We start from the raw sequence: 13,115 nt of genomic DNA, 5'->3' as shown, positions 1-13,115 counted from the left end.
AGTTATCCTCCACCTCTCTTCTGTAGAAAAGCGGAAGCGGCTTGCTCAGAATCGCAGGACGCCCGCGCCCAAGGCAGAGAGGCGCTTTTTGCCTCGTCCGAGGGGGCGAAACGACTGGAGATTCTAGCCGCTAGAGCTGGACAACGCTTTTCTCAGAATTTCGAGGTGAAGATCTTACGGCCCGCGAATAGATACATGTGATTTATACTAATTATTAGTGAAAAAAGAGCTAATAGCTTACGCTTCTAGCTCTTTTATTTTCGTTCTTTTTGAAGTATATCTTTTAACTCTTCAATAAATACGTTCAAATCTTTAAATTGTCGATAAACAGATGCAAAACGTACATATGCAACATCATCAATATCACGAAGCTCTTCCATGACCATTTCACCAATCATATCGCTTTTTACTTCTGACATTCCTGAGTTACGCAATTCACGTTCTACATGTTGCGTAATTTCTTCTAATTGTTTTAAAGATACAGGTCGTTTTTCACACGCTTTAATTAAACCGCGCAAAATTTTCTCTTTGTTAAACTCTTCTCGCATTCCTTCTTTCTTTACAACAATTAGCGGCGGCTCCTCAACACGTTCAAATGTTGTAAAGCGATTGAGGCAACTTTCGCACTCTCTTCTCCTGCGAATTGATCGCCCTTCATCAACTGGACGCGAATCCAATACTCTCGTACCATTGTGAAAACAGGATGGACAACGCAATCCATTCACTCCTTTACAATTTAATTTTATCTTAACAAAACCAAAACATTATAAACAAGAATTTTCTCTTCTATATTATAAAGCCTTAATCAAATATACTTATGTACGTTATTCTTTTTGGTCTTTCTAACAATTAATTTACCCTTGTATAAAGTGAAACTTCCAGCAGTGTGGATCTTACCATCCCCGAATAGCGGGTAAATTAAAAAGAGGTGTATTATACACCTCTTTACATTTTAAATCACTTATCTTCTTTTTTAAAGAGCTTTTGTTTCTCTTTGTTTAATTTCGAAGCTACCTGTACCACGAGGAAGTTCAATGCTCTCTCTCGTTTTTGCGCCTAAACCTTCAGCGATGTACTCTGCAGCAACATTCGGATCAATGCGATCACCGCAAGTGTACACATCAATACTTGCATAACCATGCTCTGGAAAGCTGTGGATTGTTAAATGAGATTCAGAAATAATTACAACCCCACTTACACCTTGTGGTGCGAATTTATGGAAAGCAACCTCACGTACTTCAGCTCCTGCTCGAAGTGCTGCATCCACAAATAATTTTTCAATATAAGGCATATCATTAAGTTTGTCGAAATCGCAATCCCAAAGTTCCGCGATTACGTGACGACCCATAGTATCCATAGTATCCATTCTACAGTTCCCCCTTATAAATTTAATCTAACTGTTCGAATTGAAAACTAATTTGCAATTTGGTTTGCTCCACTACCACGGGGGAAAGTTAGTCCAAAGAGGTCCTAACCCTTTAAGTAGTGACTACCACCTCAGCTCTTAAGTTTACGAATGTTAGTATACTTTGTTTATTTTCATTTTGCAACAACAGTTTTTTATTTTTCGATGACACTTTCTTTTTTACATCTCTCCGAAAAAAAGAAAAAATTCAAAATCACAGTAATCATAGCTCTTCAAGGTGATTTACAAAGAAAAGACATATGTAATTTTTTCCATCCATAAAAAAAGAAAAGGACTAGCTAATGCTTGCCCTTTTCTCATCTATTAAATATGTTGTACGTTTTCTTGTTTCGCAAATTGATCTACAACAAGTTTTACAAGATCTACAACACGACGAGAATAACCCCATTCGTTATCGTACCAAGCAAGTACTTTTACTTTGCGCTCACCCATTACCATTGTAGATAAACCATCAATGATTGCGGAATGTGTATTTGTATTAAAATCTATTGAAACAAGCGGCTCATCACTAAATGCTACAATTCCTTTTAATGCACCGTTAGCTGCTGTCATAAATGCTTCATTAATTTCTTCCACTGTTACATCGCGCTTTACATCCACAACTAAGTCAACAAGAGATACATTTGGTGTTGGAACACGAAGTGCCATACCATGAAGTTTTCCATTTAGATGCGGAAGAACTTTTGCTAACGCTTTTGCAGCACCTGTCGTTGTTGGAATGATAGACTGGCCACATGCACGTGCTCTGCGTAAATCTTTATGTGGATTATCAATATTTTTTTGGTCATTTGTATAAGCATGAACTGTTGTCATTAAACCGTTTTCAATTCCAAACTGCTCATCTAACACCTTTACAACAGGCGCTAAACAGTTTGTTGTACAAGATGCATTTGAAATAACGATATGTTTTGTAATATCAAGTTGTTCGTCGTTTACACCAACAACAACTGTTACATCTTCGTTTTTACCAGGTGCAGTTAAAATAACATTTTTCGCACCAGCTTCTACGTGAAGGCTTGCTTTTTCTTTGGAGTTAAATTTACCTGTTGCTTCAATTACAACATCTACTCCTAATTCTTTCCAAGGCAATTCTCTTGGATCGCGGTTGTTTAAAAGGCGAATCATTTTGCCATCTACTAATAAATGATCTTCAAACGCTTCTACTGTACCATCAAATTTGCCGTGAACTGTATCATATTTAATTAAATGTGCTAACGTTTCAGATGGGTAGCTCGCATTGATCGCTACAATTTCGAATGCGCTTTCTTTTACTGCCTGGCGAAACACCATTCTCCCAATACGTCCAAAACCATTAATTGCCACACGAATCATAATATGTTATCCCCCTTGATTGCGTTATACTATTTATCTCCAATCCCAATAATAGTATAGCACAAAAAGGCGATATGTCACTAAACAATTTCATCATTTTTAAATTTTTTTATTTAATAATGTTCCATTCTTTTAAAATGTGGCTTAATTGTGCTTTCGTCTCTTCCATTGTGCCATTATTATTAATTACTTTATCCGCTAATGTGATTTTATCTTCTAGCGGCATTTGCGAAGCAATACGTGCTTTTGCCTCTTCTTCTGTAAAATTGTTGCGCTCCATTAATCTTGTAAGCTGCGTCTCACTGTCAACATAAACGAGCAAAATTTTATCTACAAGACCTGTTAATTTGCCCTCAAATAATAGTGGAATATCAAGCACAACCGCTTGCACCTTTTCTCTTATGTACATATCCTTTTGTGCATTCATTTCTTCTCGCACAGCAGGGTGAACAATGCCATTTAACAGCAAACGTTTTTCTTCATTATGGAACACAATGCTACCAAGCTTCGGACGATCTAGTTCTCCATTTTCCCCCAGCACTTCTTTCCCAAATGCTGCTACAATTTCGTTATACGCTTCCTTCCCTCGTTCTACAACTTCCCTCGCAATAACATCTGCATCAATAACTGGAACGTGAAAACCTTGAAACATTTGTGACACTGTACTTTTTCCACTTGCAATGCCGCCTGTTAATCCAATTACAACTGTCATCATAACTCCCCCTTAAGAAAAGCTTAAGCGTCCTGTTTCGTAAAAACAAGCGCTGAAGCTATGCATCTCCAATTTTTATAAAGTAAAACTTCCAACAGTGTTTTTTTCATCTCCCACCTAGCTTCTTTAGAAAAGCGGAAACGGCTCGCTCAGAATCGCAGGACGCCCTCGTCCGAGGGGATGAAACGACCTGCGATTCTAGCCGCTAGAGCTGGGCAACGCTTCTCCTTGCATCTTGAGATCGGGACTTACTGCTCGCGAATAGCGGGATAAATTCTTATTGTTTAAAAATAAAGACGTGAAACATCGTTTCACGTCTCCTCTTACATTTTCCAAATTCCAATAATAATAAGTAATATACCTGGCAAAAACGTGAACTTTTGCAGCCATTGCATATTCGATAATGCTGTTCCTATTTTCATTCCAGCGAATAAAAATAACGAGCTCATTACTGCAACCAATCCCGCCATCATCAATGGGGAATATCCAAGTAATGACGCCCCAATACCCGCTCCAAACGAATCTAATGAAAGCGCCATGCCAAGAAGAAGCGCTTCTATCCCCGAAATTGTCCCGGATTTATCAAAATCAGCAACAGTCGGTTTTCGTAAAATTTGAATGACAAGACCAAGAGAAGCAATTTCTAAGTTCCATACTTTTTCTTCTTGAGGTGCTTCCTCTTTTTTATCACTTTGAAAAAATTGATACACCACCCAAGCACCAATCGCCACGAGAACCAATCCACCAATTCTTTTCGCAAGTACCGGTGAAAAAACTTGTGCAATCATATGCCCGATTCCCATTGATAGTATCATCACGGCAGCTGAACAAATCCCGATTACAATAATAGATTTCAGTAGAATCCGGACGTTGCGGAGCCCGTATGTAAGCCCCACACTGCAGCTATCTAAACTTAGCGTAAAAGCTAATAAAATTAGAGAGAAATAATGATACATCGATAAGCTCCTTCCCTATACATAGCTTTGCTGTATATATATGACAGAAGCCTATCCGATGTTATTACAAAAAATAAAATGATGCTGACATCAATAAGTATTTTTTACTGATGCTTTGTTTGTTTAACTTTTCAACTGACAAACAGGGCAATAATGTGTACCGCGGCCGCCAACAACTGTTTTTTCAAGTGCAGTGCCACACGTTACACACGGTTCACCTTTTCTTCCATATACGTAAAGTCGTTCTTGAAATGAACCAATTTGTCCTTGCGAATTCATATACGTACGAATTGTACTTCCACCACGCTCGACGGCTTCTGTTAATGTTGCAACAATTTCTTTATACAACGTTTCAAATTCCTCATTCGTTAAAGAAGACGCTTCTCGCTCTGGATGAATACGTGAACGGAATAATACTTCATCTACATATATATTGCCAAGACCAACTACAATGCGTTGATCTAGCAAGACAACTTTTACTTTCCGAGCAGTTTTTTGCATTCTTTCTCGTAAATACGCCGGTGTTAATTCACCCGAAAAAGGCTCTGGTCCTAAATCTGCCAGCGGCATGACTGTAAGCTCCGTTCCTTTTTCAAAAAGATGCATCGTACCAAATTTACGTACATCTTTATAACGAAGTTCCGTACCGTCTGTAAAACGAAAACGGACGTGTGTATGTTTATCAACTAGATCATTTGCTTCGTGCAGCATATATTTCCCTTCCATTCGCAAATGAGAAACAATGACGTAACGGGTTACATATATAAGAAGAAACTTACCGCGGCGTTCGACCTTTTCAATCGTTTCTCCGCGCAGCATCTCTTTGAAAAGTTCAGCATCATCTGGCTCTTTTACCAATTTCGGGTATGTTACAATAACTTCTTCAATCGTCTTTCCTTTGACGAGCTTCTCTAGCGTTCGTCTTACATTTTCAACCTCTGGCAGTTCTGGCATACTATCACTTCCTTATTTTGCGTCGTACCATGTTGGACCATATGAGTAATCAACCTTTAATGGAACGGAAAGCTCAATCGCATGCTCCATTACTTCAGGTACAAGCTTCTCTAGCTTCTCTACTTCCTCTTGAGGCACTTCAAAAATAAGTTCATCGTGCACTTGCAAAAGAAGACGAGCTTGTAATCCTTCTTCTTCTAGTCGATCCGCCATAATAATCATCGCTTTCTTAATAATGTCCGCAGCACTTCCTTGAATAGGTGTATTCATTGCCGTGCGTTCTGCAAAGCTGCGCAGATTAAAATTACGGCTCGTAATTTCCGGGATGTAACGGCGACGATTCAGTAATGTAGATACATATCCTTTTTGCTTCGCATCTTGCACAATATCATTCATATATTCTTTTACTCCCGGAAAACTCTCTAAATACTTTTGAATGAAATCAGCTGCTGCTTTTCTTGTAATGCCAAGGTTTTGCGATAAACCATAATCACTAATGCCGTACACAATTCCGAAATTTACAGCTTTCGCTTGTCGTCTCATATTAGAGGTTACCCCCTCTTTTTCAACTCCAAACACATCCATCGCTGTTTTTGTGTGAATATCCATATCATGTTGGAATGCCTCAATCAAGCCATTATCTTTCGAAATATGTGCTAATACACGTAATTCGATTTGAGAATAATCCGCAGCAAACATAACCCAATCTTTTTCTAAAGGAATAAACGCTTGACGTATTTTTCTTCCTTCTTCTAAACGAATCGGAATGTTTTGTAAGTTTGGATCTGTTGAACTTAAACGTCCCGTTTGTGTTAATACTTGATTAAAACGTGTATGGATTTTGGACGAATCTGTATAAACAACTTTCAGTAAACCTTCAATGTACGTAGAATTTAATTTTCCCAGCTGACGATAGTGTAAGATTTTCGGAATAATTTCATGATGCTCCATTAATTTTTCAAGCACATCAGCTGATGTAGAATAACCCGTTTTTGTCTTTTTTATAACTGGTAAATTTAAATTTTCAAACAAGATCACACCAAGTTGTTTCGGTGAATTAATATTGAATTCCGTTCCTGCAAGCTCGTAAATTTCTTCTTCCATTTTCTTGAGCTGCGCAGCCAATTCATCACCCATATTACGGAGACGATTTGTATCAACTGTAACGCCTTTACATTCCATTTCAGCTAATACGCGGCAAAGCGGCATCTCCAACTCTGTAAATAATTCATACTGCTCATTCTTTTTCAGTTCTTCAGCAAATGACTGCTGTACATCGTATAACACATGTACTTTTCGCGCTACGTGTTCTGCTACAACTGTCTGCTCTGGTACAGCTCGTTTTGCACCTTTTCCATATACCTCTTCATCTGATTGCACGGCATGCGTTTCTTTCATTTTCGCAACGGCACGAAAATCTTTATCGGTTTCTGCTGGATCAAGTAAGTAAGCTGCAATTAATAAATCAAAATCGATTCCCTTTATTTCATAGCCTTTCCACTTTAACGCAACAATTGCACGCTTAGCATCGAATGTATACTTCTTCATCTCTGGATTCGCTAACCAGCTGGTAAAAGGTTGTGATTGAAGAGCGATATCAGTCGGAACAAAGTAACATCCGTTTTCATTTTGAATACCAAATCCTTGAATATCGGCTCCGTGATAATTGTCTTCTTGCACTTCGACAATGAGCGCACTATCTTGCTGCAACATTTCTTCCGTTACTTCTTCTACGATTTCAAATGAGATATCATCTAGCTCAGCTGCAGGCGCTTCTGCAATCGGTGCTCCTAGCTTGGTTAATAAAGAATGAAACCCTAAGTTCTCAAATACTGGGATAATATCACTATTATCATATCCGTTATAAGCAATATCATCTAAATGAACCGTAATTGGGGCATCAGTAATAATTGTCGCTAACTCTTTACTCATCAACGCTTGCTCTTTATTTTCTTCAAGCTTTTCTTTTAATTTCTTACCGCTCACTTTGTCTAAGTTTTCATATACAGCTTCTACTGTTTCAAATTGTGTTAACAATTTAATTGCTGTCTTCTCACCGACACCTGGGACACCTGGGATATTATCTGATTGATCTCCCATCAGCCCTTTCATATCAATAATTTGCTTTGGAGATAAACTATACTTTTCAAATAATGTTTCTTTTGTATACTCGTCCACTTCTGTAATTCCTTTACGCGGAATACAAACGCGGGTATTGTCTGAAACGAGCTGAAGCAAATCTTTATCCCCGGAAATGACTTTTACTGAAACCCCTTGTTCACTCGCTTCTTTTGCCAATGTTCCCATAATGTCATCCGCTTCGTAGTTCTCTAATTCGTAACGAGACACATGAAATGCATCTAACATTTCACGGATGAACGGAAATTGCTCTGATAGTTCTGGTGGTGTTTTTTGACGGCCACCCTTATACTCACTATATGTTTTATGACGAAACGTTGTTTTCCCCGCATCAAATGCAACAAGCATATGCGTCGGCTTTTCTTCTTCTAGAATTCTCATTAACATCATCGTAAAACCATAAATGGCATTTGTATGTATACCTTTGTCGTTGTTTAAAAGCGGCAACGCAAAGAAGGCGCGATATGCAATATTATTTCCATCAACTAAAACGACTTTCTTTTCCAATTTGAAAAACCTCCCCGTAAAAAATTAAAACGATTTCTCAATACATAGAAAAAACCGTTCCTTTTCTTCTCTCTATATTACCACGACTAGAAGAGAGAAGAAAAACAACGGCTTTCCTCATAATTATATTCAGCATCATATAGGTGGAGTTCATTCTTACTCTTAAAATATAACAGCATATATATATCGGTATAACATAGCACGCATGAAAACATTTCAAAAGAAGAACTATCATTACAAAAAGGGAAGGGACGAGAATAAGTCTCCTTATTCTCGTCCAAAACTACTCCTTGGATGAAGGGGTTTTCATGTATTATAGTAACAGACCTTTATTAATATAAAATGAAGATATTGTTAATATAATGTAAATATCTACTTACTGTACTTTTGAAGGGTAACAGTAAAAGTCGTTCCAACCCCAATTGCACTTTCTACAGTGATTATCCCATGATGTGCTTCAACTAAATGTTTCACAATAGACAATCCAAGTCCCGTGCCACCTGTATTGCGACTGCGCGCTTTATCAACGCGGTAAAAACGCTCAAAAATACGAGGGATTTCGTCTTTTTCTATTCCAATCCCTGTGTCAGATACCTTTATATATACGTTTTGACTATCATACGAAAGTTTAACAGAAACAGTCCCGCCTGCTGGTGTATATAAAATTGCATTATTCATTAAATTAATAAAGACTTGTTTCAATCGTTCTGCATCTCCTACGACAGAGATATGTTCATTCACATCGACATGTAAACGAATGTCTTTATCACTTGCTTTATTTTCTAATATCATACCGACTTCTTCTAATAATCCTTTTAAATCGACAACTCCCATATTTAATCGAAATCCTTGTTGTTCAATTTTCGATAAATCTAACAAGTCTTCAATTAACATTTGCATTCGATCGCTTTCTTTCAAAATAATATGTAAGAAATGCTCCAGAAATTGCTGATTTTCCATCGCTCCATCAAGCAACGTTTCTGAAAATCCTTTAATAGAAGTAATAGGCGTTTTCAGTTCATGCGACACATTTGCCAAGAAATCTTTACGCATTTGTTCAAGTTTCTTAAGCTCCGTAATATCATGAAAGACAAGCACAATCCCTTTCCATTCATGGTTTGTCCCAATAATTGGAGCACCATACACTTCAAAATGTTTTCTTTCAATTTCAAGAGGCAACAACATTTGCTTTCGTACTTTGACCTCTGTCATAAAAATCTCTTCTACAAGTTCGACAATTTCTTTGTGCGTAAATGCCTCATAATATAAACGATGTAAATACTCTTCATCTGTTACATAAAAAATCTCTTTATAAGAACGATTGACAAGACTAACATGACCGCGGCTATCAATTAAAATCATACCGCTTCCCATATTTTCAATGAGTGTATGCAACCGATCTTGCTGCATTTCTTGTTCTAACGTCATCTCTTGTAAATTACGCGCTAAAATGTTGATTGCCTTGCTGAGCATTCCCGTCTCATCTGATTGGCTTTCATAAGCACGTGCTTTATAGTTTCCTTTCGCCAGTTCAATCGCTACTTTTGTAACAGACTCAATCGGCCTAATATACTGCCCCGTAATTCTCATAACAAGAAACAGAATAGTAAGGAAAGAAATGATAAAACCAACCATTACTATGCCCCATGTTTTTTGATGCACAGTTTTTAAAGATTCAATAGAACTATTAATAATGATATACCCTTTCTTCCCCTGTGCATCTTGGATAAACATAGCATAGTAATATGGGTATTCATCCTTTGTTTCCTTCTTCACAACGGTATGCGTTTGCTTTTTCGCTTCTGGAAGCAGTTCATCTATTACTTCTTTACGTGATATCGCCTGTTGATTTACAGTCTCATATTGAATCTGTTTTTGTCCATTTACAAACGTTACATATACACCAAACTGCTCTTCAAATTTCAAAAACACATTTGGTTTCTTAAGAACATTATCAATCCCTTCTGCTTCGACAACAGAAGCAACGTACTGCGTTTCTTTCTCTAATCTCTCATGGAAACGATCAATATAAGATCCTTCCAATACTTTTTCAAGCAATAATCCTGTCCCTACAAAAATAAGAACAATTAGAGAAATAAACGTAAAGAGAAGCCTTGAGCGAAATTTATTCATCCCCCTTCGGCTCCTCCAATTTATAACCTAAGCCACGGATTGTTTTAATGTAAGCTGGTTTTTTTGTATTTTTTTCGATTTTATCTCGCAAGTGACTAATATGAACATCAACAATACGTGTATCACCAGCAAAATCATAATTCCATACAGCACTTAACAACTGATCGCGAGTTAACACGCGGCTTTTATGTCTCGCCAAATATACAAGTAATTCAAATTCTTTCGGTGTAAGCTCTAGCTTTTCCCCTTGGAAATATGCCTCATAAAAGTCCGGTAAAATTCTTAATTCAGCAAGTATAATACTATTTTCATCTTCTACTTCCGGCACTTGTTCATCGTTGATTTTCGTACGGCGCAAAATAGCCTTTACACGCGCAACTACTTCTCTTGGACTGAACGGCTTTGTCATATAGTCATCCGCTCCAAGTTCAAGACCTAACACTTTATCAAACTCATCATCTTTTGCTGTTAACATTAAAATAGGTGTCATAATACGTTGTAAGCGCAGTTCTTTACAAACTTCCATTCCATCCATTTTTGGAAGCATTAAATCTAATATAATCAAATCCGGACGTTCCGTCTGTGCTTTATGCAGCGCTGTTTCTCCATCCATCGCTGTTATGACCTCAAATCCTGCTTGCTGTAGGTTAAATTCGATTAAAGTTAAGATAAACTCCTCATCGTCTACGACTAAAATTCGATTGCTCATTCTTTTCCTCCAGGTTATAGACTCTTAAACTTTCTTCACCCTAGTATTCTTCCCCGACATTTCCATCATACTAGAAAACAAAACCCCTCTCAATAAAATTGTACTTTGAAAAATAAGAGTTTATCCCGCTTTAACAAGCAGTCCCCCCTACTGACTTACACTCCACTTTATGTTACGTTTATACAACAAAATACATTTTTACAGAAAGGGCTCTTATGTTAAAAGCATTTATTATCTTTTTTCTTGCAGGTCTATCTGAAATTGGCGGTGGTTATCTCATTTGGAAATGGCTGCGCGAAGGCAATTCCATTGGAATCGGCATCATCGGAGGAGTGATTCTATTTTTATATGGGGTCATCGCTACATTCCAAGTATTCTCAAGCTTTGGAAGAGTATATGCAGCTTATGGCGGCGTATTTATTGTAATGAGTGTATTATGGGGCTGGTGGATCGATAAAAAAACACCCGACCTATTCGATTGGACCGGCGCCTTTGTTTGTATCATTGGTGTGTTTATTATGTTATGGCCACGCGGATAAGGTACTTGTTTCTCTAAATAACATTGCCTATTTAAGCTGAATAAGAAAAACAGGTGACATCACATCACCTGTTTTTTATCAAAAATTATCAAGCGCTCTTTCAAATATCGTTGTTAAATGATGCGGTGGTGCTACTGTTAATAAACCTTTCATCACTTCTTCTTCTTTCTCATTGTACGCAAGCATTTGCATTTCAATTAAATGATTTTCTTGGTAAACGGAAACAACTTCAAAATGAATTTGCAGCGTTGCATAATGGTGTACAGGCTTTACAAATTCAATTTCTTGCCTTACAACATGACTTCCTGGGCCAGGTAAGTATTTTGTAACCGCAGTTGTAACAATCCCCGTTAACATAATAGTTGGTACAATTGGTTTTTCATACGGAGTTTGGGATGCATAATCATGCTGAATATATAGCGGATTTGAATCATCCGTTAATCCTAAATATAACAACAAGTCTTTGTCTTCTATTTTCTCTGTAACGGATAACTTTTCTCCTACTGTAATTTCATCCATTTTACGACCTAATTTATTCTTCTTTTTTAACATGATACAATCCCTCCGATCGATATTTAAATTATCCTACTCGAAGTGGTATATTATACGAATCTTTATAAAGGTGAGAGAACGTTCACTACAAATCTGCATTTTATATTGTAGGATACTTATTTGATAACGCTTTCAAATTATTTTAAAAAAATAATCCTCTAATAGTGGAAAAAGATTCGGGGCTCCCGAATCTTTTTCTTTCTTTTCTTATGCAAGAACTTTCATTACACTGCGTACTGATTCTGCAGAACGATCTAATCCTTCTTTTTCTTCTGGAAGAAGATCTAATTCAATAATCTTTTCAATTCCGTTACCGCCAAGGATAACCGGAACCCCTAAGTAAAGGTCGCTGTAACCATACTCACCTTCTAGATATGCGATAGCTGGCAATACGCGGCGTTGATCTTTTAAGATTGCCTCTGCCATCTCTACTAAAGAAGCAGCTGGTGCATAGTATGCACTACCGTTTCCTAATAGATTTACAATTTCGCCGCCACCTTTACGAGTACGTTCAACGATTGCATCTAAGCGTTCTTTCGGAATTAACGTTTCTAATGGAATACCACCTGCGTAAGAGTAACGAACAAGCGGTACCATTTCATCACCGTGTCCCCCAAGAACAAATCCTGTAATATCTTTCACAGATAGATTCAATTCTTGCGCAATAAACGTACGGAAACGAGCTGTATCTAATACACCAGATTGACCGATAACGCGCTCTTTCGGGAACCCAGCTTCTTTAAATACTGAATATGTCATTGCATCAACAGGATTTGTCAATACAACAATAATTGTATTCGGAGAATATTTCGCAATTTCTTGCGTTACACTTTTCATAATTTTAGAGTTTGTTGCCACTAAATCATCGCGGCTCATACCTGGCTTACGAGCAATACCTGCCGTAATGATTACAACATCAGAATTAGCTGTATCTGCGTAATCAGATGTGCCGATGATATTAGCGTCGAAACCTTGTACAGGGCTTGCCTCTAACATATCTAACGCTTTCCCTTTTGTTGGATTTTCAAGTTGTGGAATGTCCACTAATACAACGTCTGCTAATTCTTTTTGCGCTAATAAGAATGCTGTTGTTGCCCCTGTAAATCCTGCACCGATGACTGAAACTTTTTTGCGTTTGATTGTCATAATTTCTCCC

At 37.6% G+C, this 13,115-nt stretch carries 12 protein-coding genes; 1 reads left to right on the top strand and 11 read right to left on the bottom strand.

Annotated elements, in window-relative coordinates; genetic code table 11:
• Positions 1-254: 254 nt before the first annotated feature.
• From nrdR to AB1279_RS04780, 9 genes are all read right to left on the bottom strand, one after another.
• On the bottom strand, positions 255-716 hold the full coding sequence (nrdR, locus tag AB1279_RS04820; RefSeq protein ID WP_336481913.1) for a transcriptional regulator NrdR: 462 nt from the start codon (positions 714-716) through the stop codon (positions 255-257).
• A gap of 257 nt (positions 717-973) precedes the next feature.
• On the bottom strand, positions 974-1,357 hold the full coding sequence (gene speD, locus AB1279_RS04815) for an adenosylmethionine decarboxylase (RefSeq protein WP_170857660.1): 384 nt from the start codon (positions 1,355-1,357) through the stop codon (positions 974-976).
• 372 nt (positions 1,358-1,729) lie between these two features.
• Positions 1,730-2,758, bottom strand: a complete 1,029-nt coding sequence (locus AB1279_RS04810; protein ID WP_377881005.1) for a glyceraldehyde-3-phosphate dehydrogenase — start codon at positions 2,756-2,758, stop codon at positions 1,730-1,732.
• Between the two features lie 109 nt (positions 2,759-2,867).
• Positions 2,868-3,470, bottom strand: coding sequence for a dephospho-CoA kinase (gene coaE / locus AB1279_RS04805; RefSeq protein WP_429761300.1), 603 nt, complete (start codon positions 3,468-3,470; stop codon positions 2,868-2,870).
• Between the two features lie 323 nt (positions 3,471-3,793).
• On the bottom strand, positions 3,794-4,426 hold the full coding sequence (ytaF, locus tag AB1279_RS04800) for a sporulation membrane protein YtaF (RefSeq protein WP_429758020.1): 633 nt from the start codon (positions 4,424-4,426) through the stop codon (positions 3,794-3,796).
• Positions 4,427-4,549: 123 nt separating this feature from the next.
• Positions 4,550-5,380: a DNA-formamidopyrimidine glycosylase gene (mutM, locus tag AB1279_RS04795; RefSeq protein ID WP_429758019.1), complete on the bottom strand. Its 831-nt coding sequence runs from the start codon at positions 5,378-5,380 to the stop codon at positions 4,550-4,552.
• A 12-nt stretch (positions 5,381-5,392) separates the two neighbouring features.
• A complete protein-coding gene (polA, locus tag AB1279_RS04790; RefSeq protein WP_429758018.1) occupies positions 5,393-8,026 on the bottom strand; it encodes a DNA polymerase I in 2,634 nt (877 codons plus the stop codon).
• 372 nt (positions 8,027-8,398) lie between these two features.
• Positions 8,399-10,159, bottom strand: coding sequence for a two-component system histidine kinase PnpS (gene pnpS, locus AB1279_RS04785; protein ID WP_429758017.1), 1,761 nt, complete (start codon positions 10,157-10,159; stop codon positions 8,399-8,401).
• Positions 10,152-10,868: a winged helix-turn-helix domain-containing protein gene (locus tag AB1279_RS04780; protein ID WP_377881012.1), complete on the bottom strand. Its 717-nt coding sequence runs from the start codon at positions 10,866-10,868 to the stop codon at positions 10,152-10,154. The genes pnpS and AB1279_RS04780 overlap by 8 nt, the downstream gene beginning before the upstream one ends.
• Before the next feature lie 215 nt (positions 10,869-11,083).
• On the opposite strand from AB1279_RS04780, the gene AB1279_RS04775 reads away from it, so the two are divergent.
• Positions 11,084-11,407 (top strand): YnfA family protein, encoded by a 324-nt coding sequence (locus AB1279_RS04775; RefSeq protein WP_429758016.1) that lies wholly within the window; start codon positions 11,084-11,086, stop codon positions 11,405-11,407.
• A gap of 78 nt (positions 11,408-11,485) precedes the next feature.
• Here AB1279_RS04775 and AB1279_RS04770 read toward each other — a convergent pair whose 3' ends face one another.
• Together AB1279_RS04770 and mdh are read right to left on the bottom strand one after the other, a co-directional pair.
• Positions 11,486-11,959 (bottom strand): MaoC family dehydratase, encoded by a 474-nt coding sequence (locus AB1279_RS04770; protein WP_429758015.1) that lies wholly within the window; start codon positions 11,957-11,959, stop codon positions 11,486-11,488.
• Between the two features lie 207 nt (positions 11,960-12,166).
• The gene (gene mdh / locus AB1279_RS04765; RefSeq protein ID WP_377881016.1) at positions 12,167-13,105 is read right to left on the bottom strand and encodes a malate dehydrogenase; all 939 of its coding nucleotides are present in this window, start codon (positions 13,103-13,105) and stop codon (positions 12,167-12,169) included.
• Positions 13,106-13,115 lie beyond the last annotated feature (10 nt).

Source organism: Bacillus sp. S14(2024) (assembly GCF_050473785.1).
GTDB lineage: Bacteria > Bacillota > Bacilli > Bacillales > Bacillaceae_G > Bacillus_A > Bacillus_A yunxiaonensis.
Note: the sequence above shows the minus strand (reverse complement) of the source record. Positions and strands in the feature narration are given on the sequence as shown.